The 16,914-nt window shown below is 41.1% G+C and carries 8 protein-coding genes; 7 read left to right on the forward strand and 1 reads right to left on the reverse strand.

The window, feature by feature from the left end:
* The first annotated feature begins 9 nt into the window (after nucleotides 1-9).
* From AC787_RS23740 to AC787_RS23755, 4 genes are all read left to right on the forward strand, one after another.
* Entirely contained in the window at nucleotides 10-5,502 is a 5,493-nt protein-coding gene (locus AC787_RS23740; protein WP_054027448.1) for an InlB B-repeat-containing protein, read from the forward strand.
* A 416-nt stretch (nucleotides 5,503-5,918) separates the two neighbouring features.
* Entirely contained in the window at nucleotides 5,919-7,691 is a 1,773-nt protein-coding gene (locus AC787_RS23745; protein WP_054027449.1) for a glycoside hydrolase family 35 protein, read from the forward strand.
* 158 nt (nucleotides 7,692-7,849) lie between these two features.
* Nucleotides 7,850-9,778, forward strand: a complete 1,929-nt coding sequence (locus tag AC787_RS23750; protein WP_054027450.1) for a hypothetical protein — start codon at nucleotides 7,850-7,852, stop codon at nucleotides 9,776-9,778.
* A gap of 35 nt (nucleotides 9,779-9,813) precedes the next feature.
* Nucleotides 9,814-10,716 (forward strand): aldo/keto reductase, encoded by a 903-nt coding sequence (locus AC787_RS23755; protein WP_054027451.1) that lies wholly within the window; start codon nucleotides 9,814-9,816, stop codon nucleotides 10,714-10,716.
* A 47-nt stretch (nucleotides 10,717-10,763) separates the two neighbouring features.
* Here AC787_RS23755 and AC787_RS23760 read toward each other — a convergent pair whose 3' ends face one another.
* Nucleotides 10,764-12,845 carry a helix-turn-helix domain-containing protein gene (locus AC787_RS23760; protein WP_161807563.1) on the reverse strand — a complete coding sequence of 694 codons (2,082 nt, stop codon included), beginning with the start codon at nucleotides 12,843-12,845 and terminating at the stop codon, nucleotides 10,764-10,766.
* Between the two features lie 536 nt (nucleotides 12,846-13,381).
* Here AC787_RS23760 and AC787_RS23765 point away from each other — a divergent pair.
* From AC787_RS23765 to AC787_RS23775, 3 genes are all read left to right on the forward strand, one after another.
* Nucleotides 13,382-14,359, forward strand: a complete 978-nt coding sequence (locus AC787_RS23765) for an ABC transporter permease (RefSeq protein WP_054027453.1) — start codon at nucleotides 13,382-13,384, stop codon at nucleotides 14,357-14,359.
* A 15-nt stretch (nucleotides 14,360-14,374) separates the two neighbouring features.
* The gene (locus AC787_RS23770) at nucleotides 14,375-15,259 is read left to right on the forward strand and encodes a carbohydrate ABC transporter permease (RefSeq protein ID WP_321166161.1); all 885 of its coding nucleotides are present in this window, start codon (nucleotides 14,375-14,377) and stop codon (nucleotides 15,257-15,259) included.
* An 85-nt stretch (nucleotides 15,260-15,344) separates the two neighbouring features.
* A complete protein-coding gene (locus tag AC787_RS23775; RefSeq protein ID WP_054027455.1) occupies nucleotides 15,345-16,892 on the forward strand; it encodes an ABC transporter substrate-binding protein in 1,548 nt (515 codons plus the stop codon).
* Nucleotides 16,893-16,914: the final 22 nt, after the last annotated feature.

Genomic DNA, 16,914 nt, shown 5'->3' on the forward strand with positions numbered 1-16,914 from the left:
GTGAATCCTATGAAAAAAATTGCAAAAAAAACTACAGCAATTGCATTGGCCATTACATTAGTAATTTCAACATTCTCATTCACCAATACAAAAGTAAGTGCTGACGAAATAAACTCTCAAGTACGAAGCAATGTAATGGAAACTATTTATGTCGGATCGACTGGTAACGACACCTTAGGTGACGGATCACAGTTCAGTCCATTTGCTACTTTACAAAGAGCACAACAAGCAGTGCAGCAAATCAATCAAAACATGACAGGCGATATAATCGTTAGCATTGCACAAGGTGACTATTATATGCCAGATACTCTTCATTTCACACCACAGGATTCTGGTACAAACGGTTACAATGTCATTTGGGAAAGTTCCGACGGAATCGGCGCAGCAAAACTAATCGGCGGTGTACCCGTTGATCCAAGCGACTGGGAACTAGCTGCTCAAAGCGACGTTAACAACTACGGATTGCCAACTGATCTAGTTGGTAAAGTGTGGAAGGTTCAACTGGACAAGGCGAACTATCCTACAACATTCAGCGGACTGAATTCTGAGGCTTTTAATACATTGTATGTCGATGATACGCGGGCAACGATGGCAAGAACGCCTAACCTAATACCTCAGGCGGGATTCCCTCAAGCCAAGGATACCTATAAACGCACAGCAGGAAGCTCCAATGGGAAAAATATTCAAATCTATAAAGGTGATTTAACTGCCGATCAGATCAATGGATTACAACTTGCGCAGAATAATGGTAAGGAAGTTGCTCAAGTATTTACTTGGGACGGCGGTACTGGTGGCGTTGCCGGTTCATGGGACTGGTTTACAGATACGGAACCTGTCGCAAGTATAGACATAGGTTCATCCACAATTTCACTGAACCAGCCACAAGTAACAAATTCGGATTTCTATCACAAATACCAATATTACGTAAAGTACCCAGTAAGCAATGGTTCAAGATATTTCCTTCAAGGTAATCTTTCGTTCCTTGACACACCGGGAGAATACTATTATGACAAGACAGAAGGCATGCTCTATTACTATCCGGCTGATGGAACGATGACCAATAAAACAGTTGTCACTCCAACTATGCAAACAATTATCAACATGCAAGGTACTCCAAAATCAAAAGCTGGTGATAAACCGAATCCAGCACTTCAAGTTCATCATATTGTTTTAGATGGCCTTGCTGTAAAGGACACAGAATTTAGCGATTATTACAGCTATACCTATAACTATGGTGATATGGGTGGATTTGGGGTATTCCCACCTGTAGCATTGGAAGAGGGCGTAACTTTGCCGGCATATGTCGAATCCGCTGAGCGTCCGGCATTCCAAGTCGGCAGTATTACGATGCAAGGCACTAACAACATAACAATTAAAAACAGTCTGGTTAAAAATGCTGGTGTATACGGCATCTTTATGAAAGGTGACAATCAGTTTGACACGATTACAAACACCACGGTTGAATACACTGGTGCTGGTGGAATTTCCATGGATGGTGGATATCCCGGTGTCGGCAAATATTCCAATCATAATACGATTAACAATGTTCTTATCCATGACGTTGGTCAGCTTGTAGGACATGGGGTTGGTCTTACCGTTATGAATACTGGTCAAAGCACATTCAGCCACTTGGAGATTTATAATTCGCCTAAACGTGGGATGCTTATTCTTGGCGGATATCCTCGCGGCGGGAAAGGTGCAAACCCGAATTTCGATAATGTAAGAGATAACTATACCGTCGGCAATCATTTCTCATACATCTACTTGCACCACACTCACCAAGATGCCGGTGAAGATAGTTCCCTGTTTATGTCATGGTTAACTGCAGGTGGCGGACAATGGTATTCTGCTGCAACACAGCACGGATCAAATGATGTTAACCATTTAACCACCAACCTCTCAGAAATTGATCTATCAGTTGACCGTTATAACTACATGGATCAAGTGCTCATCGGTAATATCGGTACCGCAGCGTCCGTGCATGAAAAAAATTCGGTTGGCGGGTTGGATACTGCTATGGGTGCAACCGGTTTTGTGTTTTCTAATGTTCAAGCCGTGAACGTGCAGAGTCACTCATTGGCTATTCGTCCTGGCAATTCTGGTGGCTATGGAGATATGTACATTTTCCAAAACGTAACCAACAATATTGACGACATATCTAGCGTACAGTCGTTTGATTCGTCAAAAATGCAATACAATTTAATTGGGTTAACTTCTTCATTCCCGACGCAGTTGCTCGGAGCCAATCAACCGACCTACCCACAAACAACTCCTTCGAATGTATACTTTTCCGATACATTTAACGAGTCCACTCTCGACACAACAAAGTGGACAGTAGAAAAAGGCAGTGTGGATATGTCTATGGGCGTGTTGGCAAGTCCGAACGACCCACTGCTAGGTAACAGATCGCTTTCGATCTTTACTCCACTTAATCGTAGTGGGGTTGTTGTTAGCCGTCCTTTTGCAGATCCTATAAATAAGATTGTGACAGTCAAGTTCTTTGACAGACATAAGGATTATTTCTTTGGAGATCCACCAACAACTTCTCCCAATGACCCTAATTTGGCGCATACGTACTTGCGGGTCGATGACGGCAAAAATATTCTCGGAGTTGGTGCCAACGGTAATGTATCGTACGATTACTATACAATCCAAAAAGGAGATCAATCAATTGTAACAAATGTGCGTCGTGATTTCGGTTGGCGTACTCTTACAATGGACTATTCCTCCGGAACCGAAGTGGAAATTTCTATTGATGATCAGCAAGTTGCAGCTTATACCGAGGAAGATGATGTCGCTACTGCATTTACATACGTTGGTATGGGCGACTGGGGAACAAGTTGGCCAGATGGGAAATCGGTTGGTAGTTCGACTCATTTCAGCGATTTCTATATTTATGGCGGCCAGGAGGCTCCGCCAGTTCTACCACTTGAAAACATTCCACCGGCTGCAGAATCAACCCAAATTTATTCTGAGGATTTCAGTAATTACGCTATCGGGAGCACGGACAGACCCATCGGCTGGAGAGACAGCAGAGAAGGTACGTCAAATGCCAAGGCTTCTTTTCGAATCGTGGAAGATGCAACAGTGGGCAAGGCCATGCGAATTACGGAGCCGGACAATGTTGTATTCTATGGTCTCGGAGATTCATCACTGAAAAACTATACGTTAACAATGCAAGCGAAATTTGTGTCATGGTCTGGCAACACGAACGGAACTTACGCAAGTTTTGGCCCATCCGTATTTGTCAGCGGCAATGATAGAGGTAATGTATCTCGTTATGAGCTGAGATATAATTATCCGAATCTCTCGAATGGTCAATGGAGTATTTACCAAAGAGGTGGAAATCCTACCGACAACAACTTGATCAGCAATATCAAAATGCCTGACGGTTATAATATGAATGACTGGAACACCTACAAAATTGAAACCGGAAATGGTTCTATCACATACTACGTTAATGACACTGTGGTTGCTCAAGTCTCAAACCCTAGCAATGCTTTTGGTGGTTTTGGGTTTGGCGGATACAATGCTACGTTTGATGTTGCAGACATTAGCCTTGTACAGAATCAGGATTCATTTAAGCTCTTAGCAAAGAGCGTAACTCCTACAAACAGTGTCAGCGATGGAACGAACGGGCCTACGGGTACCGCAACTGTGACATTCACTGCTGATCGAGCTGGCACTTATTACTATTCAGTGGTGTACAGTGCTGCCAATCAACCTATAATTAATACATCAGGAACTGGAGTGGAGGTTAGAGAAGGCGATAACACCATAAATATCCCGAATCTTGCACCGTATGTTCCATATACAGTCTACATTCAAGAGAAGGATGCGAAAGGTAAGTTAAGCAATATTCTCAAAATGGATATTCCGAGCAGCACACCAAAGCTTAATTACTTAACATCTGGTAACGGCACTGTAACCAAAGGAAATGCAGGCACATATCTTTCGGGTACGGCAATGTTAATTGACGCAACTCCGGATACGGGGTCCTACTTCCTTAATTGGACTTCATCCAATGGTGGAGTGTTTGCGGAGGCGAACAGCGCATCAACGGAATTCGCAACATCGTTCTATGATAATACGGTTACAGCAAACTTTTACCATGTATCGAACTTTAAATCAACAACCACAGGCACAGTGTACAACGGAACAGACATTGACCTAGTTGTTGATGTTGAGGGTACAAATCTAAACAATCCTGGTGCTGCCGTTGGCATGTACGTATTAGCGAATGGTATGAGCTATCAGGTCACAGAAGGGACTCAAACGATCAATGTTTCAACACCTTTAAGCGGAGAGCTTATGACTGTCCAGCTGTATGACCAAAAAGGAAACTTGCTTGGCACAACCGAAGTTTCGTTATCACCACCTATTGAAACGACACTGGTGGGTATTACGACACCTACAGCAATTACAGGTGTAGCCAATGGAACGGCCAAGAGTGCAGCAGCCCTTGGGTTGCCTTCAACTGTACTACTAGAAACTGATGCAGAAAGCGTCAATGCCAGTGTGACATGGGATGTAGAAGCATCAAGCTACGACCCGTTGTTGACGACGGAACAGATCTTCACGGTCAATGGAACAGTTACCTTGCCAGCAGGGGTGCTCAATCCAGATGAGATAGCTTTAACAACAAGTATTAGCGTCACCGTCAATGCGACCACGGAATCAATGAAAGTGGTATTGTCGGGCCCAGGTAATGTTGACGCCGGAGACAGCTTCACGTTGACTTACGTCCTAAGCAATGTTGCAGAATTCGTGTATGCGCTGGATCAAACGATCCATTATGACAGGTCCCAAGTCGAATTCCTATCCGTCGAAGCTATGCAAAGTGGATTTTCGATCGTCGGACAGAAAGAAGGAGAAGGTGAGGTTCGCATTCTGATGGCAAGTGCTGGGCCTGGAAGTGCAATAAAGCATACGGCTCCTGTATTGAAACTGAACTTCAAGGCCAAAGAGATTGACCAAAGTGCAACGAGCTCCATCTTCTTAGCTGACGTAACGGCTGCGGGTGCAGATGGAATCGAAACGGCTGTGAGCAATGGTTCCGCACACACGATTCAAATTATTGTCGTGGATAAAGCGGCATTGCAAGCACTAATTACGAGTGCGCAAGCAACGCATGATGCAGCGGTAGAAGGAGCAGGAATCGGTCAGTATCCTGCTGGTTCAAAAGCGATATTGCAAGCGGCAATTGATCGTGCTAAGGCAGTAGCGAGTCAAGGCGGGGCTACTCAGGAACAATTAAGTCAAGCAATCGCTCAATTGCAGGCAGCGTTGCAAGCATTTACAGCTTCCGTGAATGTAGAGGCTAATGGTGACCTAAATGGAGATAGTAAATTCAGCATTGGTGATCTCGCTCTCATCGCAGTGAGTTATGGAAAGACTTTTGCTGATGCGGATTGGGCTATGTATAAACAAGCGGATATGAACGGTGATGGTAAGATAGACATCCTTGATCTTGCAGCTGTTGCAAGATTGATAATGGGTTAACGAAATCACCTAAGCTATCCTCCTACTTTTGTAGGGGGATGGCTCATTCTAATTAATCAAAGCATAGAATAAAGGCGAATTCTCATTCCATATGGAATGGAAATTCGCCTTTTTCAATTTTTGAATCTATTAATAGTGTTCACAGACAAAACCGCTAGAGTTCGACACTAAAGATTAAAAATCAGAGAAAAGTCATAAAAAAGTTGTTGGAAATCTTTATTTTTTGAAGAAATGATATCTTATTATTATTTTCAAAACCGTTGAGGCTAGTTAAGCTAACATTAACAATATTTGAAATTCAATTATATCAATGAATTAAAGAACGATGAATAAAAAATTAGAAAGAGTTTCTAGGCGCATTAGAATTAGACTCTCAGTGCTATGAAAGCTCTCTTTCAATTCAAAGGAGTTTAACAATGTCTACATTTACAACTGAAGGAAAACAATTCGTATTTAACGGCAAACCTATTCGTATTTTATCAGGAGCTATCCATTACTTTCGAGTCGTACCTGAATATTGGGAGGACCGTTTAGTTAAGTTAAAAGCCTGCGGTTTGAATACGGTGGAAATTTACGTTCCTTGGAACTTTCATGAACCTGTTGAAGGGGAATTTAACTTCGAGTATATGTCGGACGTCATTCGATTCATTCAGCTCGCAGATGAGCAAGGCTTGTTTGTAATCGTGCGCCCGAGCCCTTATATTTGCGCGGAATGGGAATTCGGAGGATTGCCTGCATGGCTTCTGAAAGAAGATCATATGCGTTTGCGCTGCAGTCATCCTACCTATTTGGCTAAAATCAATGCGTATTACGATGTATTAATCCCCAAATTTTTACCGTATTTATGTACAAACGGCGGACCGATTATTGCGATGCAAATCGAGAATGAGTACGGAAGCTTCGGTAACGATCGCAGCTACATGGAGCATTTGAAAAATGCGATGATTAATCGCGGGGTAGACGTTCTCTTATTCACATCGGATGGTTATACCGATAGCAACTTGCAAGGGGGGACATTGCTTCCAGATGTTCTAGCTACCGTCAACTTTGGTTCGAGAGCGGATGAAGCGTTCGGAAAGCTGTTGGAGTATCAACCGGATAAGCCGCTTGTTTGTATGGAATTTTGGAATGGTTGGTTTGATCATTGGAATAAAGAGCATCATGTTCGAGCTCCAGAAGATGCGGCAGAAGCTCTGGATCAAATGCTTAAAGCTGGCGCATCCGTTAATTTCTATATGTTCCATGGAGGGACGAATTTCGGATTTTATAACGGTGCGAACGATCTAGGGAAATACGAATCAACGGTAACAAGCTATGATTATGATGCTTTGTTGGATGAATCCGGAGACATCACGGAAAAGTATAAGGCTGTTCGTGAAGTCATTGCGAAGTATGCTGAAGTAGAGGAGATTGCATTACCTCCAGCTATTGCTAAGAAAAATTATGGAGAAGTACGCCTTGGGGAACAAGCACGTTTGTTTGATTCTCTCTCACAATTGTCTTCGCCAATCCAAATCCCTTATCCCGAGGCGATGGAAAAATTGGGGCAGGATTACGGTTTTATTTTGTACACTACTCGAGTTAAAGGGCCAGTATCGCAAGCAAAAGTAGCTATTCAAGAAGTAAGAGACCGCGCGCTCGTCTTTCTTGATGGAGTTTATCAAGGCATCGTTGAACGCAATACGCATAATACAGGTCCGGATATCGTAGATGGAGATCTCGTGCTGAATATTCCAGCTGAAGGTGCGGTATTAAGTATACTCGTGGAAAATCAAGGGCGAATCAATTACGGATTTAAATTAAAGGATCCTAAAGGCATAACGGAAGGTGTTCGTCTTGGTTTGCAATTTCTTTATGACTGGACGATTCATACGCTTCCATTGAATGATGTAGCAAAGCTCATATTTAAGGAAGAACTGCCTAACGAATCATTTACACCTACCTTCTATAAAGGGAAGCTCCAAGTAGAAGAAATTGGCGATACGTTCTTGAAATTGGAAGGCTGGACAAAAGGAGTCGCCTACATTAACGGATTCAATCTCGGGCGATATTGGGAAATCGGACCGCAAAAAACATTGTATATACCAGCTCCATTATTACGCGAGGGTGAGAATGAACTCATTATCTTCGAATTGCATGGGACGAAAGATCCGAAAGTGATCTTTCAAGATTTTGCTGAGCTAGCATAATACAAGCTTTTATTAAATTTTAGAGAAAAATTAAATAAAAGTAGTCGTTATTGTAGTTATTTTAGAGAATCGTTATTATTCAATGTTCTCAATTACATGGGATCTTGTTAAGCTTTTTTATGAGAAGGATCATGAAATGCAAAAGGGGAAGAGACATAATGAATGCGAATCAGCTTGATAGAAAGCCTGTCCAAATTAAGTCATCTGAGCAAGTGACCCCCCCGCAATGGGCGTTGCAGCAGCAGCAGTTGTTTCGAACTCTTAATCAAGCGGCGCAACAATTTATTGCACGTTACACACATGCAGATGGCACCTTAATTTGGCGCAGTGATTGGCCAGGTATGGATGGTTCAGATGATCCCTATGAAGGTTTTATGAATTTGGCACTTCTATATGTTCTAGGAGGAAGTACTGAATTACATGAGCAATCACGTAAAATATGGGAAGGTATAACTTGGCAATGGACGGAATATGGGCAAATCCACCGAGAGTTTGATCGTTATTATGATTGGATGCATCATGGCGAAGGTTATCTCTATTTGTATTTCCTCGGTTTAGCGGGGCCTGCAACGCCTAAAGATCGCCAGCGTGCTGTACGTTTTGCCAATATGTACACAGGCGACGATCCAGATGCTCTCAACTATGATAAAGAAAATAAGCTGATCCGCTCTCCTATAACAGGTAGTTTAGGCCCGAGGTTTCAAGTAACGGAAGAGGATTGGAGCACGCATCGTGGTATTTTAGATGATTATTTGGCTCCATTCGAAGATATTCCAGGTGTGGATTTCGCAAGTGGAAAATGTCCATGGTCAGATGATACAACCTATCAGCATATTATTCATATGATGAATGAACGGATGAATAGCGGTGATGTCCCACTGAATTTGAATGTGACAAGCCTGCTCGCGAACGCTTTTCTTCATACGGGTGATGAACGGTTTCGTGATGTAATCAAAGCATATTTAAGTGCTTGGGAAGAAAGAACGAGGGAAAATGGCGGCATCATCCCTGACAATATTGGTTTGTCTGGCGAAATCGGACAATATAACGATGGAAAATGGTGGGGCGGATATTATGGCTGGCGCTGGCCGCATGGTTTCCTAACGATTATCGAGCCGATTACGAATGCGTGTATGAATGCAGTCTTGCTTACTGGGGATATGAAGAAATTACAGCTAGCTAGGGAACAGCTTGATCGAAATTGGGAGCTGCGTCAAAAGCAAGAGGATAAATGGGTCGTTCCGCACAAGCATTTCGATAATGGTTGGACAGACTATCGTGAAGCTACTCCACATTATCCGGTATATTTGTGGTTTATGTCGATGGAGGATGAAGATCTTGAACGTGTAGAGCGCATCCCGAAAAATCACGATTGGAACGAGGTTCTCGTCCCAACGATGTCAGGCACCGACAAGAAAACGGGACGGAATACGAAGCATTATATTGGTAATATGCAGCCCTGGTATCAATATATTCGCGGACTTAATCCGGATTATCCCCAGCAAATTTTATCTGCGAACTATGAGCTTATTGGCAAACAGCTTGCCAAAATGCGTTCAGCAGAAGGTGATCCGCATAACTGGTCGCAGCAGTACAGCGAGGGTGATTTCTCTAGCATACATGCATGGCAAGAGATGTGTCCGATTTATTTTGAAGGACTTGTGCAGTTAACTTTAGGGGCTCCGATGCACAATTCTCACGGTGGTTTGCAGCATGGTCGCGTACGTTATTTCGACGTTGGAGCCAAACGACCAGGATTACCTTCTGGCATCTCCGCGCTGGTAGAGAAGCTGACAGCGGATTCGGTTACTCTTCATCTGGTTAATACGAGTTTATTCGATGATCAGGAAATGATCGTTCAAGCAGGAATGTTTGGTGAACATCGATTTATGCAAGTAGAGATTATGAATCAAAAGGGTGAAGTAATGGACTCTGTAACAGTAGGGGATAAACACCTGCAGCTACTGCTACCAGCGGGAACTGGCATTACTTTGCAGGCTCAGATGGAGCGTTATGTTAATCAGCCAACCTATGATATGCCTTGGCAAGAGGAACATAAGCCAATGCTACAGGGACGAGTACAATAAAACAGCCGACATAAATATGAAGCGGGGATGACGACATGCAATTTACAACATTCGGTAATATGGGGCTCAAAGTTTCAAAGCTTGGCTTAGGTGGTGCACCTCTTGGAGGAGTATATGGTCAAACGGATGAGGCGGAAGTAGAACGATTAATTCATGAAGCATTGGACTCTGAAGTTAATCTAATCGATACTGCGCCTATTTACGGTGACGGCGAATCCGAGCGTAGAATTGGAAAGGCGTTGATTGGAGGGAGACGGAACCAAGTCATTCTAGCTTCGAAAGCCGTTCGTTCCGATCGCCAATACGATTATGCAAGCACGATTCGGTCTGTAGAAGATAGTTTGCAAAGATTGCAAACGGATTGGATCGATTTACTTCAAATTCATGATGTGGAATATCAACCTTGGGAAATGATCATCGAAGAGACTATTCCGGCGCTTCAAAAGCTAAAACAAGATGGGAAAATTCGCTACCTTGGCGTGACGACGCGAAATCTACCGCTTTTGCTGCAGTATATGAAAACGGAATTATTCGATAGTATCCAATTTTATGCCCGCTACATGCTTATTGACCATACGGCCAAAGACGAAGTATTGCCACTAGCCAAAGAAATGGGTATTGGCGTAATGAACGGCAGCATACTTGGTATGGGCGTTCTTGCAGATGCACCGGCTCACTTTTTGGAAGAGGAAAACATGATAGATGTTGAGCGGAGATTGGAAATGATACGGTTTTTACGAAAGTCAGAGCCTAAAGGATTGATAGAACCTGCAATGCGTTTTAGCTTAAGCAATCCAGATATTCATGTGAGCTTGATGGGGACCTCATCTTTGAGCTCTTTGAGGAAAAACATAGCTTATTGCGATGGGGTTAGTTTTAGTGACGAAGATAAGCAGGAACTTTACCGACTATTCGATAAGCAACAGCTATTCGTCTAATCTGAATACTTAAAAGGCAACGAGATCATACTCGTTGCCTTTTTCATTTACATATTCTTTTCGGATAATCGGTATTCCGTTAGCGACATGCCACAATGTTTTTTGAATATCGTATAGAAATAGTTAGTTTCTTCAAAACCACATTGTTCCAATATATCTTTTGTAGTTAAATTACTGCTATCTAGTAAATGTTTAACATGAAACATACGGATATTCGTAATGTACTCGGAAACGGATTTGTCGGTCATCTCTTTGAAATGTTTTCCCAAGTAGTTACTCGACATTTGAAGTTCATCGGCAATCGATCTTAAGCTTAGATTTTTGTCTTGGTATTGTTCTTCAATCATTTTGATAACTCTTGCGGTGAGGACGTTGTGCTTATTTTGTTTATTATGGTCCACAGTTTTGACGATTTCCGTAAATATATTAGCCATTGATTCCCGAATATCGTCCTTCGTTTCAAATAGTTCGATATTCGTCGAGAAACTCTGAATTGCGTTTGTCAGTCTAGGATTATTGCTATTAATCATGTTTATGAAAGTACTGCGGATCATAAACATGAGGTGCATCATCGAGGAAAGAATACTTTCATAAGTAGCCCCAGAATAGACTTGGAAAAACTCATCATAGGCTTTCAGCGCTTTATCTTGTTGTCCCAGTTTTAGGCAATCGAGCAGTAACTTCACTTTCCCTTCTGGATAAGCACGAGGCTCCTGTATAATTGTTTCCATGAAAGATGGAGATAAGATGCAGCCGTGTCCTACCATCATACGATAGAGAGATAGGGAATAGATTTCCGAATACGACTGGGATAGCAGTTCATTGGGAGCGATCGGTGAGCTGATCGCGGCAGACAGCGAAAACTTCAAGTATTCAGACACTGCAATTTGAATGGTTTTCGTCAATTCGAAAATCGTTTCCTCAACGTTTTCTTCTAATGGTTGTGCCTTTAATTCCGCAAGCAACACAATCTTATCCGAATCTAATTCTATGACTTCGTTATCATATTTCTTCGAGGCAATTTGGCTAATGATATTAGCGATTGCAAATTTCAATAAAGCACGATCACTTTCATTGTAAGCTTCCAAAAACGATTGATAATGATCCAAACGGAATAATACAAGCTGGAGAGGTTCGTTCAAATCGACATTAGAGCCATATTCTTTTTGCTTGCTTAGCAAATCTTTGGTGCTTAAAAAAATAGTTCCTTGAAGAATATCTTTTAGCCAGCTGTTTTTTAGGCTGTGATGATGATTTCTGTGTTTCCGCTCGAGTTCCTCGGTTTTCATTATCATTTCGCTAAATGCATTATGCAAAAAATGAATATCCGCCGAAGAAGCTTCGTTGCTATATGGAGCTTTTAATTTCTGGCGGACAATGTTCATCAACTTGCCAACGGGGGCATAAATAGATCTCGACATAATAATGGAAGTGAGCAACCCGAATAATAAAACGACAAGGCAAATGATCAAGGTAGAAAATTTAATAGAATTAACAGGACCCATAAACGAATTGTATGATGTTAGACTAATAAATTTCCAGTTAGGATTATCGGAAGAAACAAAATTCACATTATAAAGCTCGTTATCTATTTTAATTTTGAAGTTTCCTGTTGGAGTTTGAAAATCCAAAACTTTCTGGATGTATTCCGTCTGCTTCAAATTTTTAGAAAATAAGTTGTTATTGGTGTCATTGACAATTAAACCATTCGAATCGATCACCGTAATGTGATTACCTGGCGTTTCTGATTTGGCATTCAACGAAGTAATTAGGCCACTTAGCTGGTTTGATTTGATGTTGACTACAACGGCTTTATCTGGATGCTTGTCTGAGACATTCCAATAAGGAACGATGTAAGTATATACATTCGTATGCTGCGATGGGTCACTCACATTATATCCATTCGGTATTGATCGAGCTATAGGCATAGAAGAAGGCGTTACTATGTTCATATTTTTCAGTATGCTAATAATATTTTGATCATAGAAATCGCTTACATTGTAAAAGCGACTAGTTTCAGTAGAAGTAATCCGATCTAGCGTGAGATTGACCGTGTAAACGGAAGAAACATAATCTTGAAGCAGAGTAAGGTTGTTAAGATTTCGTAGCGCATCACCGAGCAAGTACATGTCATCTTCCTTATTGTATAGAAGAATAGATGTGTATGGACTTGTGATGAGGGAATCCATAAAATTTTTAGATAAATTTTCCATATAATTAGCGCTATAGCTAATTTGAGATAGTTTTGATGAATCCATACGATTGATAAGTTTCAGGGAAGATGATGAGTAATTTTGGTACAAAAGAAGGGACAACCCTGATATAAGGACGGTCAACATAATGGTCAAAGAGATCAGCAATTTGGCAAACAAACTGTTTTGATAGGACTTAAAGGGAAAAATCATAGGTACAAGTCTCCTGTAATCTCTAGTATTTTATAATCGTTAATACCTATTGATTATAAATATGTAATTCTGTTTTTGCTATAGAAAGTCAACATATTATAGAAAAAGTTATTATTTTGAGAGCCAACAGGACTAAAATTGGTGGCTGGATTGCATTTTATAGTATTTATTTGGTGAGTGCCATTGTACAGTGAAGTTGAGCAAAAGAGCAACCAGAATTAGAAAATATGGTTCTATGAGAGAGGGGATTTATTACAGAGATGAATAAAGGATCTGAGGTAGCAGTTAGAAGTCATTCACGTATTGGAAAAAAATTAAAGTCTGTTTTGCCATCGAGAAGCGAATGGAAAACCCAACGAGCATTCTATACAATGATGATTCCAGGAATACTTTTATTGTTTGTTTTTAACTATATTCCAATGTTCGGGGTCATCTTGGCTTTTAAGGATTTTAATTTATCAAAAGGTATTTTGGGAAGCGATTGGGCAGGGTTTAAAAACTTTGAATTTTTCTTTAGCTCCCAAGATGCTGCAAGGATTACATTTAATACGATTTATTACAATGGTATTTTTATTGTAAGTGGATTACTTGTTGCTTTATTTTTTTCTCTACTACTTAATGACATAAAAAATAGCCATCTATCGGGATTTTATAAAAGCGCGATGTTCCTTCCTTTTCTTATGTCATGGGTAGTTGCAGGCTATATATCATATGCAATGTTTAACGTTGATCTAGGGATCGTCAATCAATTGTTAAATGCGTTAGGTTTCGAATCCGTGAATTGGTACTCGGATGCAGAGAAGTGGCGATACATCCTCCCAATTGCTAACTTATGGAAAACTGTTGGTTATTTGAGTGTTATCTTTATCGCTGGATTAGCAGGAATCGATAATTCGTATTACGAAGCGGCTGAAATGGAAGGGGCCGGAAAAATTCGTCAAGCACTTAGTATTTCCCTTCCTATGTTAATGCCGATTATCGTGACGTTATTCTTGTTACAGCTTGGCAAAATATTTTATGCTGATTTCGGTCTGTTTTATAACTTACCAAGAGAAAGTGGCTTGTTGTTCAGTACGACCGATGTTATTGATACCTATGTTTTCCGTGCTCTTAGAACGATGGGAGATATCGGAATGTCTTCAGCGATTGGATTATATCAATCTGTAGTTGGTTTTACTCTTGTCGTTTTATCCAATTGGATTGTACGCAAGTTCAATAGTGAAAACGCATTATTCTAAATGGGGAGGAGGTACATGATGATACAGAAACGCAGAAAGATATCTTCAGGTCAAATCATTAGTAACATGATTCTAGCAGTTTTCAGTCTTTTTTGTATATTGCCACTGGTGCTCGTGCTTTCGATTTCATTATCAGATGAGAGAACAATAGCTAGCTCAGGGTATAGTCTCATTCCAGAAAATTTCACATGGTTCGCCTATGAATACGTAATGAAATCATCTGCAAGTCTATTTAATGCTTACGGCGTGACCATATTCGTAACTGTCGTAGGTACAGTGCTAAGTGTAATAGTAACAGCTTTACTCTCTTATCCATTATCACGCGGTGAATTACGTTACCGCCGACCGGTTCTGTTCTACGTTTTTTTCACGATGCTGTTTAATGGTGGTTTGGTGCCTTGGTACATTCTGATCACACAGTATTTAGATATGAAAGACCAGATTTTCGTACTGATCGTACCGTACTTGGTTTCTGCATGGAATGTGCTCTTAATGCGAAATTTCTTCCGTACTATTCCAGAATCTATTATGGAATCCGCTCGAATTGATGGTGCTGGGGAATGGCTTATTTTTTTCAAAATCGTAGCACCGTTATCGTTACCTTCTTTTGCAACGATTGCGCTGCTTAACTCGATAGCTTATTGGAATGATTGGTGGCTTGGTTTGTTGTTTATTGAAAACCGCAACTTGTTCCCACTTCAACTCTTACTTCAATCCGTCTTATCTAATCTTGATGCTCTTGCAGCATTCTCGGCAGCTCGGAATATTGTCGTAGAGATACCTGGAGAAACAGCAAGGATGGCGTTATGTATATTGGCGATTGGGCCGATAATAATAGCTTACCCGTTCCTTCAACGTTACTTTGTCAAAGGCTTAAGCGTAGGTGCCGTTAAGGAATAAAGTAAACGGTACGTTAAGTTCGGTGATATTGCGGATTATCTGCATTCACATATAGGCTTCATAAATATAAGGGAGGTTTTTCGAAATGATGAAAAAAAAATCAAGTCGTTCCAAATGGGCAGCACTAGCAATGGTGGGTATTTTTTCAGTAACTGCTCTATTATCCGGATGCGGGGCGGATAAACAGAATACGCCATCACCCACATCCGATTCAAAAGGAACAACTAATGATTCACTAGCTCCAGTAGAGTTGAGTTACTATTATGTCGCTCCGCCGCAAAAGAACCAACAGGCAATCGAAGATGCGCTGAACGTAATTACAAAGAAAAAGATTAATGCAACTGTCAAATTAAATGCACTTGACTTCGGTAACTATGAACAAAAAATGACGGTCATGATCGCTTCTGGTGAAAAGTTCGACCTTGCATTTACTGCATCTTGGTTTAACAACTATTTTGCTAATGCAGCCAAAGGAGCTTTCCTTCCGATTGATGATCTGATGGATCAGTATGCACCACTTACGAAAGCTGGCGTACCTACTAAAATTTGGGAAGCGGCTAGGGTAAACGGTAATATTTACGGTGTCATCAACTATCAAACGATGGCGGCTGGTCAAGGGATCATGGTTCAAAAGGAATTAGCGGATAAGTATAATTTCGATTGGAAATCGGTTACTAAGCAGTCTGACTTAGAGCCATATTTGGCAGCCGTTAAAAACGGGGAACCGGATAAGGTACCTCTAGAATTCTCCACAGCATCGGATTTATTTAATCTTAACATGCATGGATTCGATGGCATCGGTGATGCCAAATCACCAGGGGTTATTTCCTTAGTAGATTCAGATTTGAAAGTTGTGAATCAATATGAGTCCGAGGAATACAAAGGTTTCATTACTATGTTGCATGATTGGTATAACAAAGGATATTTGCGTAAAGATGCAGCAACGGTTAAGGATGTTTCCTCTGATCGTAAAATAGCGAAATACGCGGCAGTAATGCCAGCGGGACTAGATTTTGATTCGACGAGCTCTTATGATCAGTTCGGCAAATTGAAGTCATTAACTAGTGTGGAGTGGTATGACAAATTAATTACGAAACCGATAGTAACGACTTCCTTAGCATCAGCAACGCTTACAGCAATTTCCAAAACTTCCGCGAATCCGGAACGTGCAATGATGTTTATCGAGCTATTAAATAGTGATCCAGAGGTTTCAAATTTACTTAACTACGGAATTGAAGACGTTAACTATAAGAAGGTTGGCGAAAACAAGATCGAACAAATCAAAGACAGTGGTTATGATCCGGTCGTTCCATGGGTATTCGGTAACAATATGATCGTTTGGCAAAACCAGAACGAGACTCAAAATATGACTGCAGTTTGGGATGAGTTGAACAAAAAAGCCGATGTATCGCCAATTTTGGGATTTACCTTCGACGTAGAACCTGTTAAATCAGAGATTGCTCAAACCCAAGCGGTAATCGACCAGTATTTGGCCGCACTTTCTTCAGGTACAGCAGATCCAGAAAAAGTTCTGCCAGAGTTCGTTGCGAAGCTTAAAACAGCAGGATCTGAGAAGATCATTGCTGAAAAACAAAAGCAATTGGATGCTTGGCGCCAAGTAAACAGCAAATAAATATTTGAAGTAAGCTTTATAG

The sequence above is a fragment of the Bacillus sp. FJAT-28004 genome (assembly GCF_001280845.1).
Taxonomy (GTDB): Bacteria; Bacillota; Bacilli; order Paenibacillales; family Paenibacillaceae; genus Pristimantibacillus.